Origin of the sequence: Acinetobacter sp. YH12233 (assembly GCF_013417725.1) — a bacterium.
Taxonomy (GTDB): domain Bacteria; phylum Pseudomonadota; class Gammaproteobacteria; order Pseudomonadales; family Moraxellaceae; genus Acinetobacter.
Map to the genome: position 1 here is coordinate 1 of NZ_VPDK01000052.1, position 15,964 is coordinate 15,964.

The 15,964-nt window shown below is 42.8% G+C and carries 13 protein-coding genes; 9 read left to right on the plus strand and 4 right to left on the minus strand.

Annotated features, from left to right (window positions below; all coding sequences use genetic code 11):
- Positions 1-401 precede the first annotated feature (401 nt).
- The 4 genes from FTV12_RS15125 (at position 402) to FTV12_RS15140 (ending at position 4,914) form a co-directional block, all read left to right on the plus strand.
- The gene (locus tag FTV12_RS15125; protein ID WP_034171560.1) at positions 402-1,766 is read left to right on the plus strand and encodes an MFS transporter; all 1,365 of its coding nucleotides are present in this window, start codon (positions 402-404) and stop codon (positions 1,764-1,766) included.
- Between the two features lie 366 nt (positions 1,767-2,132).
- Complete coding sequence (locus FTV12_RS15130) at positions 2,133-3,482, plus strand: aromatic acid/H+ symport family MFS transporter (protein ID WP_180034274.1); 1,350 nt, start codon at positions 2,133-2,135, stop codon at positions 3,480-3,482.
- Between the two features lie 77 nt (positions 3,483-3,559).
- Complete coding sequence (locus FTV12_RS15135; RefSeq protein ID WP_180034275.1) at positions 3,560-4,594, plus strand: hypothetical protein; 1,035 nt, start codon at positions 3,560-3,562, stop codon at positions 4,592-4,594.
- Positions 4,591-4,914 (plus strand): ankyrin repeat domain-containing protein, encoded by a 324-nt coding sequence (locus tag FTV12_RS15140; protein ID WP_180034276.1) that lies wholly within the window; start codon positions 4,591-4,593, stop codon positions 4,912-4,914. Before FTV12_RS15135 ends, FTV12_RS15140 begins: the two co-directional genes overlap by 4 nt.
- A gap of 60 nt (positions 4,915-4,974) precedes the next feature.
- Here the strand turns inward: FTV12_RS15140 and FTV12_RS15145 are convergent, their stop codons facing one another.
- Both FTV12_RS15145 and FTV12_RS15150 read right to left on the minus strand, forming a co-directional pair.
- The gene (locus FTV12_RS15145; RefSeq protein WP_166137431.1) at positions 4,975-5,526 is read right to left on the minus strand and encodes a type 1 glutamine amidotransferase domain-containing protein; all 552 of its coding nucleotides are present in this window, start codon (positions 5,524-5,526) and stop codon (positions 4,975-4,977) included.
- A gap of 350 nt (positions 5,527-5,876) precedes the next feature.
- Positions 5,877-6,569: a TIGR04219 family outer membrane beta-barrel protein gene (locus FTV12_RS15150; RefSeq protein ID WP_034171559.1), complete on the minus strand. Its 693-nt coding sequence runs from the start codon at positions 6,567-6,569 to the stop codon at positions 5,877-5,879.
- Between the two features lie 130 nt (positions 6,570-6,699).
- On the opposite strand from FTV12_RS15150, the gene FTV12_RS15155 reads away from it, so the two are divergent.
- The 4 genes from FTV12_RS15155 (at position 6,700) to zupT (ending at position 11,236) form a co-directional block, all read left to right on the plus strand.
- Complete coding sequence (locus FTV12_RS15155; protein WP_180034277.1) at positions 6,700-8,148, plus strand: aldehyde dehydrogenase family protein; 1,449 nt, start codon at positions 6,700-6,702, stop codon at positions 8,146-8,148.
- A gap of 592 nt (positions 8,149-8,740) precedes the next feature.
- Positions 8,741-10,216 carry a sodium-dependent transporter gene (locus FTV12_RS15160; RefSeq protein ID WP_125279821.1) on the plus strand — a complete coding sequence of 492 codons (1,476 nt, stop codon included), beginning with the start codon at positions 8,741-8,743 and terminating at the stop codon, positions 10,214-10,216.
- A 10-nt stretch (positions 10,217-10,226) separates the two neighbouring features.
- Complete coding sequence (locus FTV12_RS15165; RefSeq protein ID WP_004780392.1) at positions 10,227-10,337, plus strand: methionine/alanine import family NSS transporter small subunit; 111 nt, start codon at positions 10,227-10,229, stop codon at positions 10,335-10,337.
- Positions 10,338-10,420: 83 nt separating this feature from the next.
- Positions 10,421-11,236: a zinc transporter ZupT gene (zupT, locus tag FTV12_RS15170; RefSeq protein WP_179992896.1), complete on the plus strand. Its 816-nt coding sequence runs from the start codon at positions 10,421-10,423 to the stop codon at positions 11,234-11,236.
- 62 nt (positions 11,237-11,298) lie between these two features.
- Here zupT and rsmB read toward each other — a convergent pair whose 3' ends face one another.
- Positions 11,299-12,603 (minus strand): 16S rRNA (cytosine(967)-C(5))-methyltransferase RsmB, encoded by a 1,305-nt coding sequence (gene rsmB, locus FTV12_RS15175; RefSeq protein ID WP_180034278.1) that lies wholly within the window; start codon positions 12,601-12,603, stop codon positions 11,299-11,301.
- Entirely contained in the window at positions 12,600-13,562 is a 963-nt protein-coding gene (fmt, locus tag FTV12_RS15180; RefSeq protein WP_166137418.1) for a methionyl-tRNA formyltransferase, read from the minus strand. Before fmt ends, rsmB begins: the two co-directional genes overlap by 4 nt.
- A gap of 407 nt (positions 13,563-13,969) precedes the next feature.
- Between fmt and ilvD the strand changes: the two genes are divergently transcribed.
- Positions 13,970-15,799 (plus strand): dihydroxy-acid dehydratase, encoded by a 1,830-nt coding sequence (gene ilvD, locus FTV12_RS15185; protein ID WP_180034279.1) that lies wholly within the window; start codon positions 13,970-13,972, stop codon positions 15,797-15,799.
- Positions 15,800-15,964: the final 165 nt, after the last annotated feature.

Here is a 15,964-nt window from a genome sequence, read left to right on the forward strand (position 1 = left end):
ACTCAGAAGTGAAACCTCTTAGCGCTGATGGTAGTGTGGGGTCTCCCATGTGAGAGTAAGTCATCGCCAGCTCATTATTCCAAAAGCCCTCTGCTCACGCAGGGGGCTTTTTTTATGCGTGGGGTTTCTATGAAAAGAAGTAAATAAACTCCTAATTGTGCCTAGATAATAAAAATATAAATAACGTGAAAAATATAATTAATTAACTTCGCCTTATTTTCTTATTGATCTGTCTAAAAAATATTCGATCTACGACTTTAGCCTAAATTTTATTAAAAAAATCTAACTTGGTAAGTTTTGCAGTAGACAAGGTTAAAAGAATCATCCATTTTATATACAAAAGTGAATGAACGTTCATTTTTTCATAGAATAAAAAAGCTCACAATTGGAGGTGAGGAAAAATGACAGCAACAACAGTGAATGTGAATGCTGTAGTGGATGAAGCAAAGTTTAAACCTTTTCATTTGAAGATCGTACTTTGGTGCGTATTTGTCGTTATTTTTGACGGTTATGATCTGGCAATCAACGGTGTTGCTTTACCCCTACTGATGCAAGAATGGAATATGACGGCAGTTCAGGCCGGAATGCTTGCAAGTACTGCTCTGGCGGGCATGATGTTTGGTGCCATGCTCTTCGGTATGCTGGCAGATAAAATTGGACGAAAAAATGTCATCTTGATTTGTGTGACCTTATTCAGTGGATTTACGTTCTGGGGCGGGTTTGCCTCTGGTCCGACTGAATTTGGCATCCTGCGTTTTATTGCGGGCTTAGGTATTGGCGGTGTATTGCCGAATCTGGTTGCGCTCACTTCTGAATATGCGCCACAAAAAATGCGCAGTACTTTAGTGACTACCATGTTTAGTGGCTATGCAGTCGGTGGGATTATGGCGGCGTTATTAGGTGCCTGGTTTACCCCAAGTTTTGGTTGGGAAATCATGTTCTATATCGCAGGTATTCCATTATTGATGCTGCCTATACTGTATTTGTATTTACCGGAATCTTTAACTTTCCTGGTAAAGAAACAGCAAAATGAAAAGGCCAGTAAAATTGTTCAGCAGATCAGTCCTGAGCAAAATGTCACTGCAAGTACCCAGTTTGTATTGAATGAAGTGCATGCGCCCGATGCTTCCATTGCCGCTTTATTTAAGCAAGGTCGTAGCATGAGTACCTTATTATTCTGGTGCTGCTTCTTTATGTGCCTGCTTATGGTCTACGCATTGGGTAGCTGGTTACCAAAACTGATGATGGCAGCGGGTTATTCTCTAGGTAACAGTTTAATGTTCCTGATGGCGATGAATATTGGTGCAGTGGTTGGAACCATTGGTGGTGGTATTCTGGCAGATCGTTTCCATCTGAAACCGGTCATTATTGGCATGTTCCTGTTGGGTGCAGTTTCATTAGTTGGATTAGGCTTTAACTCTCCACAGGCTGTGATCTATCTATTAGTCGCTGCTGCAGGTGCTTCAGCAATTGGTAGTAGTATTCTGCTCTATAGTTTCGTGGCTCAGTACTATCCATTGGCAATCCGCTCTACTGGTATTGGTTGTGCGTCCGCAGTCGGTCGGGTAGGGGCAATCGTTGGTCCAATTATTATTGGATTCCTGTTGGGTATGGAGCTGCCACACAAAATGAACTTCCTGGCAGTTGCGATTCCAGCCATTATTGGCGCGATTTCAGTGGCTATGATTGTACGTAAAGATCTGAATGCAGAACGAAATGCTGAGACCTTACTGGCGAAACAGAAGCTGAATTCTATTAAAACCTAGTCACTTTTTGCCAATCCACTTGCTATAAATCTTAATTGAGTCAAAAAATCCCTTTCATAAGAAAGGGATTTTTTGTTCAAAGTATAAAAATCATTCATAAAAAATTGAATAAATCAAAAAATCATTGGTCTATAGACTATTTAAATGGACATTTTAATGAGAATAATAAATATCTAAATATTCAATTATTTAGCTTTATAAAAATGTGATAAGTCACACAAATAGCCTCTATTTTATGGCCGAAATTGCTCCATCATTTGGTCTTATTGTGCGCTAAATCTCACTTGCGTATATTGCTAAAACTTGAATATTCCCCCGGATATTCAAAAGGATTTTATGGACAAGTACTCATGGGAGATGAGAACGATGACAACGGAAACAGTAGATATAAATTCTGTAGTCGATAATGCGAAATTTACGCCTTTTCACTTCAATGTAGTTGCTTGGTGTTTACTCATTATCTTGTTTGACGGCTACGATTTAGCAATCAATGGTGTTGTTTTACCTTTATTAATGCAGGACTGGGGTCTAAGTGCCGTTCAAGCGGGAATGCTTGCCAGTACTGCGCTTGCTGGCATGATGTTTGGCGCGATGATCTTTGGTTCTCTGGCAGATAAAATTGGCCGTAAAAAAGTCATCATGATCTGTATCGTCTTATTCAGTGGCCTGACCTTTGCTGGCGGTTTTGCTTCAAACCCGACTGAGTTTGGTATTTTACGCTTCCTTGCCGGTCTGGGCATTGGTGGTGTAATGCCAAACCTGGTGGCACTGACCTCTGAATATGCACCACAAAAAATGCGTAGTACCTTAGTGACCACCATGTTCAGTGGTTATGCGGTAGGTGGTGTGATGGCTGCCTTATTAGGTTCATGGTTTACCCCAAGTTTTGGTTGGCAAATCATGTTCTTTATCGCAGGTATTCCATTATTTTTATTGCCTGTGATCTGGAAATTCCTGCCGGAATCTTTAGCTTTTATCGTCAAAGACAACAAACAGGAAAAAGCACGTCAAATTGTACGTCGTTTGGCTCCAAATCTAAGCGTTACAGAAAATACTACCTTTAAACTGCCACAGGAAAATGTACCTGAAGCAGCAAACGTGGTGAGCCTGTTCCGTCGTGGCCGTGCAGTAAATACGTTATTGTTCTGGGTTGCTTTCTTCACTTGCCTACTAACCATGTATGCACTGAGCAGCTGGTTACCGAAGCTAATGATGGCAGCGGGCTACTCAATGGACAACAGCCTGATGTTCATGATGGCGATGAACGTGGGTGCAGTGGTTGGCATTGTCGGTGGTGGTATTTTGGCTGACCGTTTCCACCTGAAACCGGTATTAATGTTCCTCGGTATGATGGGCGCAATTGTGATGAGCTCAATGGGCTTTGCATCTAACCAGTTCCTGCTTTACATCCTGGTGTTCTTAGCAGGTGCAGCATCAATCGGTTCGCAAATGTTGCTATACAGCTATGTTGCACAATTCTACCCATTGGCAGTACGTTCAACAGGTATTGGCTGGTCATCTGCGATTGGTCGTATGGGCGCGATTGTTGGCCCGATCCTGATTGGTGGCTTACTGGGCATGAACCTGCCTGCTCATTTCAACTTTATGGCGGTCGGTTTACCGGTACTGATTACAGCAATTGCAGTTGCATTGATCATGCATGAAAATGAAGCTGACAAGATTGGTTCAGCAGATACAGTTGCAGCAAAAGCTTAAATATTAAGTTTGAAATAAGAAGCCTCCGAAAGGGGGCTTTTTTGTTAAAATACAAATATTAAAAGGGGCTATGATAAATGGAAGATATTGAGTTATACAATTTTGCGTCGGACGTTCTCTTAGCTATTACTAAGGACTTAAATAAGGGACTTTATTCTAAATATGAAATTGATCTTCAATTAGTTTTTAGTACAGAAGATAAAATCAGTGCGCATGCAAAAATTTTAGATAATGGTACACATTGTATTGTTATTAGTTATGAACTAATTAAAGCTCTTTATAATGATGCATTGGGTTTTTGTAATTTTATAAGAGAGAACTCTAGTAATATTAATTTCTTAAATTTTTTCGATGGTTTGTTAGAATTCCCTTTACTCCCTACAAGTTTCACATTTGAAGATAATATTAATAATATGTTTTTAAATTCGCTAACTTGGATCTATTTCCATGAATTAGGACATCTAGTACAAAAACATGGAGTGATCAGAGGAAATGTATTAGATATTCAAGAATATAATGTGAATGATGATAGCTCTGAAGTGAAAAATGAAGTAGCTTCCCTTTACCATGTTACTGAGATAGCAGCAGATTTTTACGGAGTTAATATAGTTATTCGTGAGCTGTTTAGACATTGGTATGGAAGAACAAATTTATTTTTAGATTCTAATTATATATTTGTATGTGGAATAACCTTATGTTTTTATAGGTTTTATGGAAAAAGATCCTTAATATTTAATTCTCATCCACAAGGAACACATCCTCATCCAATAATTCGAGCTGAACTAGCACTTCCAGCTATTACCGAACAAATAGATATGATTATGAAATCTCATTTACCCCCATTTATGGATAGGAAAATGTTAGTACATTTTTTAAATAGAGCGGGTTTAAGTGCTTCATTATATTGGTATTCAAGATATGAAATGGATCCTAGTGACTTATTAAGCTTTGTTATGAAAGGAGTTTTAAATAGGGAAGAAACAAAAACTTATATGCGTACCATAATTAGTACATGGGATAGTATTTCCTCAATTATTGAAACAAATAGTTTAGATAACAATAAATTCTCTCTGTTACAATTTAGTGATCAATTTAGAAGTTTATTAAAATGAAACTCAACTCATTCTCCCCAATCCCTGAAGATGATGAAGAACTTCATCTTCCTGAACTGGTATACTGGGCCTCGATCGGTGATGTTGAACAGGTTGAGAACGGCATACAAGAAGGTCTGGACGTCAATTCTGCCGATGAAGAAGGCTATAGCGCTTTGCAAGCCGCGGCTGAAAACGATCATCTGGAAGTAGTTAAACTCTTGGTTAGCAAAGGCGCAGATGTCGATCATCGCAGTACCTATACCGCTTTAGAACTGGCAGAAATGGCCGGTAATAAAGATGTAGTGGCTTATCTAAAAAGCCTGAAAGGCGGCATTTAAATAAAATAAGATCAAGAAAATAAAAAAGCCTCCAGATGGAGGCTTTTTTATAGTATGAACTTAGGCAACATCGCCTTCCAGTTCTTTTAAGATAGCGTCATTGAAAGCAGGAATGTCATCCGGATTACGTGAAGTAATCAGTACCCAGTCGCCAGTATTGCAACGGTGAACTTGTTCATCGACCCATTTACCACCGGCATTTTCCAGATCCAGTTTGAGGCTCTTGTACGAAGTCAGGTTTTTATCCTTAATTCGCTGTGCATCAATCAGAACCCATGGCGCATGACAGATTGCGGCAATTGGTTTTTGCTGATCAGCAAAATGCTGCACGATTTTCTGGGCAGATTCATTAATTCTTAAAGTATCTGCATTCACAGTGCCACCAGGAACAACCAAGAGATCATAATCATCCAGCGTGACGTGATCAAAACTGGTATCAGGCGTATATGAGGTAGCAGCTTTGGTATCGCCTTTTACAGTCGCCACCTCTTCATTTTTTTCTGCCGCATGAATCACTTCAAATCCTTTGGATTTTAGAAAATTTAAAGGCTCGACCAGTTCATCATGTTCAACGCCTTGGTTTGAAGTAATAAAGAGGACCTTTTTTACCATGATTGCTGTTCCCAAAAAATGTGAGGATTTTCAGATTAACAACAAAGTGATTCTTACAATGTTGGATTTTTAGCTCGGAACTGTTAAACAATGCGAAGAATTTATAGATAAAAAAAGCCCCAACATCCTGTTGGGGCTTTTTTCGTATCTCGTGTCTAGGTATAACTCCTGTCGTACCTCACGTCCTGGTGCACTACTTTATTCTTCTTGTTTTTAGGTATTTGAGCTTCCTGCTCTGTATATTTGTAGAATAGTCTGAACCTGAAAGCTGGCATAGACGTCGATGACATCTATCTTTGTACGTCTGGGCTTACAGGGTGAAGACCAATTTTCATAAGTCATTATATTCCTTAGAAGTGTATATCTAAGCCGATATAAGGACCTTTAAATTCCAGTTCCAAATCTGGCGCATTATTTTGTTCGGCATCGATATTCATGATGCGATAACCGACTTTAGCGCCTACATCAACCAGCAGGTTATCAATAAAGTCATATTGCAGTTCAGCCTGAACATCAGTCTTTTTAATATCGCTACCATGACTGTAAACCGCTTCAGCTTTAGCACTCATGCCAGTAAATGGCAGTTTTACCCCAGCTGTAGCGTAGAGTAGTGGACTATATTCATCTAGATCGTACTGAGTCAGGGCACCTGCATTCAGATTTCTGACTGTACCATCCAGATTGGTCAGACCAGCACCGATATCAGCATGCACAATGGTATCCAGCAGTTCGTAATACAGAATATAGTCGATATTATTAAGTTCGATATCGGCAGCATTCAGCGGGGTGCTTTGTTCGCTATTGCTGTCCAGATTCACATATTTGATTTTGGCATTTGGCAGTAGTGGTACTGGATGTTCAAATGCGACAGAGAGTTGTGCCGTGCCTTGGCGATCCAGGTCCTGTTTGCCGGCATTGGCAGACTGGCTATAACCGTCAAAATTCCAGTAGCTGGCATCTGCTTTAAGACCAATCACATCGGCATGGCCTATGCTGCTTAGCCCCAATCCTAGTAATAATGCAGTGAATAATTGTGTACGCATTTCTAATTTTCCTTACGCTTTCTTTAAATTGAGCGATTTTGTTACCTAAATACATCTTCTTAAACGTAATCAGTAAGTGCATGATATAGGTAATTTCTAAAATGTATATGTTAATGTGAAGGGCAGAATAATGGGATCGACAGCAGCACAACATTATCAAGACTATCCATTATATGTGGCAGGACAGCCGGTACAAACGGGTGAATGGCTGGAGGTCAAACATAAATATAGTCAGGAGCTTTATGCACGTGTCGCGCTGGCAGATGCTGAAACTTTAGAAAAGGCGATTCAGTCTGCGACTCAGGCAGAAGCAGAAATGGCAGCATTGGAACCTTTCCAGAAACAGAAAATTCTGTTGCATTGTGTGAAGCGGTTTAATGAAATCCGTGAAGAACTGACTGAAATCCTGATTGCGGAAGGTGGCAAGCCACGTAAAGCAGCCGGTGCAGAAGTAGAGCGTCTGATCAATACCTTCCAGATTGCGGCAGATGCGGTCACCCAGATGGATCAGGGCCGTATTTTGCCTCTGGCAGTCACCGCCGCAGCTTCAGGTTATCAGGGCATGGTGAAACAGGTACCGATTGGCGCTGTTTCCCTGATTAGTCCGTTTAACTTTCCATTAAATCTGACCGCACATAAAATTGCGCCTGCAATTGCTGCAGGTTGTCCATTCGTGTTGAAACCGGCGAGTCTGACTCCAGTTTCAGCCTTAAAAATTGCCGAGATTCTGGCAGAAACCGATTTACCGAAGAATGCATTCTCAGTTCTGCCGTGTCCACGCGATCTTGCAGATGTACTGGTTACAGATGACCGTTTTAAACTATTGAGCTTTACCGGTTCTGATGTCGTGGGCTGGGATATGAAAGCCCGCGCCGGCCGTAAAAAAGTCACACTGGAACTCGGTGGCAATGCCGCAGTGATGATTGAGCCAGATACTGAACTCAGTGAACAGCTGATTGACCGTCTGATTGGTGGCGCTTATGGTCATGCAGGGCAGGTGTGTATCAGTGTGCAACGTATATTGGTGCATCAGGATATTTTTGAAGAACTGAAAGACAAGCTGGTTCAGAAACTGCAACATCTGAAAGCCGGTGATCCGGATCTGGAAACAACTTTGTTAGGGCCAATGATCAAGGAAGCTGAAGCTAAACGTTTGCATCGCTGGATGGAGGATGCCGTAGCGCAAGGTGCCCATGTACTGACTGGTGGTGAAGTGAAGGGTGCGATGTTTGAACCGATCCTGTTGGAAAAGGTAGACCATCAACTGGAAATTTACCGTAATGAAGTTTTCGGTCCGGTCGCCATTATTGAAGCTTATAGTGATTTTGAATCAGGGATTGCTTGTATTAATAGCAGTCGCTTTGGTCTGCAAGCCGGTATCTATACCCAGAATCTGCAGAAGATGATGTATGCCTGGGATCATCTGCATGTCGGCGGTGTCATCATTAATGATATTCCATCTTTCCGTGTTGATAATATGCCTTATGGTGGTGTCAAGGATTCCGGTCTGGGTCGTGAAGGCATTCAGTCTGCGATTCGTGACATGCAGGAAGAACGTATGCTTGTCATCAAATGTTAAGCTGACCGAATCAATCAGTACTATTCCACAATCGGCATAAGGCAGGTCGGTTGTGGAATTTTGCTTTTTATTGCTTAAAAAGGTAGCAGGCTAGGTAGAAAAGATAAGCTGAATAAACTAAGACACAGCTCTGTTTTTATTCAGAAGAAAATAAGTGAAGAAAGTATAAAAATACTTTTTCAATCTCTATTTAACACTTGATGAGTTAAGAGCGAAAAATTGCTTGAAAACTGTAGTAAAACTTAAAAAAATATATTCCAAAAAGTTTGTATACATATAACCAATAAAATCAAGAGCTCGGCGTAGAATTATTGAGCATTTGATAAGAATAGATTATAAAAAAAGAATGTTTTAAGCAGAAATTACAGAAAAAAATTGAAAAAGTCAGTATTGTTGAACCATCTACAAGGTCTGCTTTCTGCTCAGACTTTAAGCAAGCTGTCCGGCTAGCTGACCTGTTTGTATATTAGAATTCGATGCCCAAAAGGTATAATTCTAATTCAAACACCCGAAATAATTGAAATGCTTCTTCAGTGCTCGCGACATAACCATAACAAGCAGTATTGAATGAAGTTTAAAGTTTAGGTGTTCTATGACAGATACTCGAGAGAATTGGTCGGCACGATCAGGATTTATTATTGCAGCCATTGGCTCTGCCGTTGGTTTGGGGAATATTTGGCGCTTTCCATACGTTGCCTATGAAAATGGCGGCGGGGCATTCTTGATTCCTTATCTGATTGCGATTTTTGCAGCAGGTTTACCTCTATTATTTTTAGATTATGCAGTCGGACATAAGTTCCGCAAAGCACCACCGATGGCCTATAAAAAACTCATGAATGCAGAATCTCTGGGTTGGTGGCAGGTCATGGTGACCCTGATCATCGGGATTTATTATGCCAGCGTCCTGTCTTGGGCCGGCAGCTATATGATTTATTCCTTTGGACAGCAATGGGGCACAGATACTCAAGCCTTTTTCTTCAATAGCTACCTGCAAAATGGTGAGGGCCTGACCTTCGGTTTCGTCCCTGTACTGTTCTTTGGTCTGGTGATCGTTTGGGCAGCCGTGATGCTGATTCTTTACGGTGGGGTACGCCGTGGGGTGGAACTGGCGAATAAAATATTCATGCCTTTGCTGGTAATATTATTCACGATTCTGGTGATTCAGGCGGTACGTTTACCGGGTGCAGTCGATGGCTTAAATGCCTTCTTTACCCCAAACTGGGAAGCCATGACCAATTATAAAGTCTGGCTGGCTGCATTTGGTCACATCTTCTTCTCACTTTCAGTGGGTTTCGGGATTATGTTGACCTATGCCTCTTACCTGAAACGTAAAACTAACCTGACCGGTTCAGGTGTCGTGGTAGCATTGGCTAACTCGTCTTTTGAAATCCTGGCAGGTATTGGGGTTTTTGCAGCACTTGGTTTTATGGCGTTCAGTTCAGGTGCGAAGGTTGAAGATGTGGTATCTGGTGGTATCGGTCTGGCCTTTATTGCCTTCCCGAAAATCATTTCCAGCTTAGGTGCAGGTGGTGACCTGTTCGGCTTCCTGTTCTTCGGTTCATTAACAGTGGCAGGTATTACCTCCATGGTGAGTATCCTGCAGGTGCCAATTGCGGCATTCCAGGACAAGCTGGGCTGGTCAAAGAACAAGTCAGTGACCATTATTGCGGGTGGTTCAGCAGTTGTATCTACCTTGATGTTCTCGACTCATAGTGCCATTACCTTTGTCGATATCATTGACTACTTCGCTAACAACATTGGTATTGTGGGTGGTGGTCTGTTCTCGATTATTTTATTGTCCTGGTTCCGTCGTCCATTGATGAAACAGTTGGAAACACATGTGAACGAGTTTGCCAGCCTGAAGCTGGGTGGCAGCTGGAAATTCATGCTGACTGTGATCACGCCGTTATCTTTATTATCAGCATTGGGTTTAACCTTAAAATCAATCATGGCAGAAGGTTATGGTGATTATCCTGCAAGTACGCTATGGATGATTGGTGGGGGCACGATTGCATTCTTTATTCTGGGTGCCATTCTGTTCAGTCTAGTGAAAGATCGTCATAGTTAGGAGAACGAATATGAATACATCTGCATTAATTATGATGATTTTCTCCATGGTTTTATTATGGGGTGGTCTGGCATTGGCTGTCATGCATCTGGCAAAAAATCCAGAAGAACCAGAAGACTAAAAATCTTCACATAAACACATTGTTGCTGTAAATGAAAGTCATTATCATCTTTGGTGATAATGACTTTTTTAATGGGCAGACTTATGGGAATTGCTCCCGTTACCGATGCACAAGTCTATACCGCTTTTGCAGTGACATTTTTGGCAGGTCTGGCTACCCTCGTGGGTGGGGGATTGGTGCTGTTCTTGAAAAAACCGAATTACCGGGTTTTAGCCTTCGGACTGGCCTTTGCTGCGGGAGCAATGATCTATGTCTCGCTCACAGAAATTTTAAATAAATCTATTAGTTCTTTTAGCCTGGCTTTTGATGAAAAATCCGGTTTTGCTTATGGTACTTTTGCCTTTTTATTGGGTGTGGTACTGGTCTTATTGCTGGATCGATTCGTTCCTAATCCGCATGAAACCATTGAGGCACAATCGAAACAGGATCTGAGTCAGCCGCAATTACTAAGAACAGGACTACTGACGTTATTTGCGATTAGTGCACATAACCTGCCAGAAGGATTGGCGACTTTTTTTGCGACGCTGGAAAGTCCTGCACTGGGTGCACCATTGGCGGTTGCCATTGCGATTCATAATGTGCCTGAAGGTGTTGCGATTGCATTACCGGTTTATGGTGCAACAGGCCGTAAAGACTATGCACTTGTGGCCAGTCTGGTTTCAGGCCTTGCTGAACCTCTGGGCGCTGCGCTGGGTTATTTCATTCTGGCGCCGTATATGAGTCATACCATTTATGGCATGGTGTTTGGGATTATCGGTGGGGTGATGGTTTATCTGGCACTGGATGAACTCTTGCCGACTGCAAAACGTTTTTCTAAAGGTCATGAAACCGTTTATGGTCTGGTCAGCGGTATGGCGGCACTGGCGACCAGTCTAGTGATTTTTAAATTTGTACAATAAGAATTTCAAATCAAAACAATAAAAAAGGCAGCCAAAGCTACCTTTTCTTTTAGCAATATCATTTAAGCAGTTTTTTCAATCCGGCAATAGAAGAAGCCATCGCCTTGACCGGTTTTAGGTAGTAGCTGACGGCCATGGATCTGTTCAATGCCCCAATCTGCTTCGATCTTGATTTCCTTAGCATCTGCATGTTTGCTAAAGAATTCGACCATCTGCTGTTCATTTTCTGCTTTGAGAATTGAACAGGTGATATAGAGCAGGGTGCCACCGACTTTCAGTTGCTGCCACATATTTTCCAGAATCTGCTTTTGCAGCTCTACCGTCTGGGTAATATCGGTTGAATGACGTAACAGACGAATATCTGGATGGCGACGCATTACACCGATGGCTGAACATGGCGCATCCAGCACGATACAGTCCGGCTGTTCCGGTGCCTGCCAAGTGATGGCATCTGCGGCTTTAATTTCAACGTGTTCACCTTCCAGTAACAGGCGTTCAAGATTCTCAGTGACACGCGTTAAACGCTTGGCATCCTGATCCAGCGCAATCAGTTTACGCGGCTGATATTTTTCTAGAATATGCGCCGTTTTACCACCCGGTGCTGCACAGGCATCAATCACAAACTTGTCATCCAGATTTGGCAACAAGGTAGCGCAGAGCTGGGCATGTTCATCCTGCACCGAAAAACCACCGACATCAAAGCCAGGTAAGTCAGGTACCTGTACAGTGGCATCGAGAATAATCCCAACTTTGGAAACAGTACAGGCGTGCGCAGGAATTTCGTGCTCTTCCAGAATTTCCAGATAGTCTTCGCGGCTAACCTGACGTTCATTTACGCGCAAGGTCAGTGGAGCAATCTGCTTTAGCTCATGACTCAATTCAGTAAGCTGTTCTGGCCAGTCTTTTTTCAGGCGTTTAAAGAGCCAGCTTGGCAGGCCATGAGCCTGATCCAGTGCTGCCTGAAATTCCGATGTTTCACGTGAAACACGGCGCAGAATGGCATTCACTACGCCACTTAAAGCCTGATAACCAAGTTGCTTTACTGCAGTCACGGTTTCAGAAATGGCAGCGTGTGGCGCGATTCGGGTTTCCAGTAACTGGTATAGGCCGACATAAAGACAGGTTTCGACCGTGTCATTATTTAAAGGCTTCACCAGCAGTGGCAGAGTAATACTTTTAAGTGCATACCATTGACGCAAAGTACCCAATACCAGTTCATGGAACAGGGCACGGTCACGGTCGGCCACTTTCTTTAAATGCAGCGGCAAGATACTGGCCAGAGATTGTCCTTGCTGTACAGCAAGTAAGGTACGAATCACTTGGGCACGCAAATTAAGGTGAGATGTGCCTGATTCAGAATGACTCATGCCAATAATTGTCCTACATGTAATTTTTGGGTCTGGTTAATTTGTACCGGATTGAGCGGTTTGCCGCCCGGCCATTGTAGTGAAGTGAGACACACTGCTTTTTCATCACCACAGGCCACATGTACACCCTGTTTATCAATCGCTAGAATCGTGCCAGCGACATGACAGTGTGCATTTTTTTCTGAAAGTACCGAACCCCAAACCCGCAGGTTGTTATTTTCATCCAGAGGAATAAAAGCGACTGGCCAAGGATTAAAGGCACGGATATTACGGTCAATATTAGAGGCAGTACAGCTCCAGTCAATTCGGGCTTCTGCCTTAGACAGCTTATGAGCATAGACGGTAAGTTCTTCGTCCTGCACTTCCCGGGCAGCTAAATACTGTTGTAATTTTTCTTCAGATTCCAGTACCGCTACAATTGCTTCAGCACCTTGAGCAGCTAGTTTATCATGCAGGCTGGCTGAGGTATCTTCTGCAGTAATTGGACATAAGGTTTTATACATCATGTCACCAGTATCCAGCCCGGCAGCCATTTTCATGATGGTCACGCCAGTTTCGTGATCACCTGTTGCAATTGCACGTTGGATCGGCGCAGCACCACGCCAGCGTGGCAGCAGTGAACCATGAATATTCAGGCAACCATATTTAGGCGTATCCAGAACCACTTGCGGCAAAATCAGACCATAGGCAGCTACAACCATCACATCAGCATTCAACGCTTTTAACTCAGCCTGAGCAGCAAGACCTTCTTCAGTTGAAGACTTGAAATGAAGTGGCTGATATACCGGAATGTCATGTTCAAGCGCCAGCTGTTTCACAGCAGAAGCGGTAAGTTTCTGACCACGACCGGCTTTACGGTCCGGCTGAGTATAGACCGCCACAATTTCATGATCGGTTTTGAGAAGCGCAGCCAATGCAGTTGCTGCAAATTCTGGTGTGCCTGCAAATATGATTTTCACACATGAAATTCCAAATAAACTTGGCAGCTATTATAAGCTAAAAGCCAAATGGCCGCCTAATCTACAATGCACTTAACTGTTACAGCGATTATAGATTCCTACTTTTAATTAAATTTTATATAAAAAAAACTCATGCAAATTCTAAAAATTATTCATGAAAGTTTTGTATTGTCCGATCCATGATGGCGGTATAGTAGCTTTATTAAGAGATTTTTATTGTCAGCTCACCGAGACCTCTCTATAGACATTTTTGTCTGCATCTACAACGAATAGGTCATCTTGTAAAACAATGGCTTGTAGTATGATAGGTCTAACATTCGACTGATTTAAGCTCATTGTCAGTATGATCTAGCCAGAGTGAACCTTTTTCGGTTCATTTCAAGCTCAAACTTTGTTGGAAATATAAAATGCCTGACTATCGTTCAAAAACATCGACACACGGAAGAAACATGGCGGGTGCGCGTGGCTTATGGCGCGCAACTGGGATGAAGGATGAAGACTTCGGTAAACCGATTATTGCCGTGGTGAACTCATTCACTCAGTTTGTACCGGGTCATGTTCACCTTAAAGATCTAGGCCAACTCGTGGCACGTCAGATTGAACAGGCAGGCGGTGTAGCAAAAGAATTCAATACCATTGCTGTTGATGACGGCATTGCGATGGGTCATGACGGTATGTTGTATTCACTGCCTTCACGTGACCTGATTGCTGACTCGGTAGAATATATGGTCAGCGCACACTGTGCCGATGCCATGGTGTGTATCTCGAACTGTGACAAGATCACTCCGGGGATGCTGATGGCAGCAATGCGTCTGAACATTCCGGTAGTATTCGTGTCTGGCGGTCCGATGGAAGCCGGTAAAGTAAAAATTCGTGGTAATGACAAAGCGATCGACCTGATCGATGCGATGATCGTCGCTGCAGATGACAACTATACTGACGAAGAAGTTGCGGAATACGAACGTTCTGCATGCCCAACCTGTGGTTCATGTTCAGGTATGTTCACTGCGAACTCAATGAACTGTTTAACTGAAGCATTGGGTCTATCACTTCCAGGTAACGGTTCAACTTTGGCAACGCATGCGAACCGTAAAAAACTGTTCGAACGTGCAGGTTCTCTCATTGTTGAACTGGCAAAACGCCATTATGAACAGGACGATTACAGCGTATTACCACGTTCAATGGTGACCAAAGCATCGTATGAAAATGCCATGACTTTAGATATCGCAATGGGCGGTTCAACCAATACTGTTCTGCACTTATTAGCTGCTGCAAACGAAGCCGGTGTGGACTTCACTATGGATGACATTGACCGTCTGTCTCGTAAAGTACCCGTGCTTTGTAAGGTTGCTCCTGCGAAGAATGACGTGCATATGGAAGACGTACATCGTGCCGGCGGTATTATGTCGATCCTCGGTGAACTGGATCGTGCAGGCCTGTTAGATACCTCTGTAGGTACCGTTCATGAAGCAACATTAAAAGATGCTTTAGATAAATGGGACATCATCCGTACTGAAGATGAAGAAGTGTATAAATTCTTTAAATCAGCACCAGGTGGCGTACCGACTCAGACTGCATTCTCACAAGATCGTTACTACTCACGTCTGGATGGAGACCGTGAAAATGGTGTAATCCGTAATGCAGAACATGCTTTCTCTAAAGACGGTGGTCTGGCTGTACTTTATGGCAACATCGCGCTGGATGGCTGTATCGTAAAAACAGCCGGTGTAGATGAATCAATCCTGAAATTCAACGGTACTGCCCGTGTATTTGAAAGCCAAGATTCTGCTGTAGATGCGATTCTGGGTGGCAAAATCACAGCAGGTGATGTGGTTGTGATTCGTTACGAAGGTCCACGTGGTGGCCCTGGTATGCAGGAAATGCTATACCCAACCAGCTACCTGAAATCAAAAGGTCTTGGTAAAGAGTGCGCGCTTCTGACTGACGGTCGTTTCTCTGGTGGTTCTTCAGGTCTGTCGATTGGTCACGTTTCTCCGGAAGCGGCTGAAGGCGGTGCAATTGGTCTGGTGGAAGATGGCGACCGTATCGAAATCGATATTCCAAACCGTACCATTCATCTGGCTGTGGATGATGAGACTATGGCCGCTCGTCGTGCTGCTCAAGATGAAAAAGGTTGGCATCCAGTTGAAGACCGTCCACGTAAGATTTCTAAAGCATTAAAAGCCTATGCCATGCATACCACAAGTGCTGCAAAAGGCGCGGTACGTGAAATCTAAGCTGTAAATCTTATAGCGCAAAAAAGCACTCCAGAGGGGTAATGCCAGTCAGTTAAGAGATTGACTGGCTTTTTCTTGGGTATTTTTGAGGTTTTCCTTTTACAACCCTTGGATAACTCCTCACTCTTCTCTCAGGTATAACATACCGATTAGATTTCTCCATTA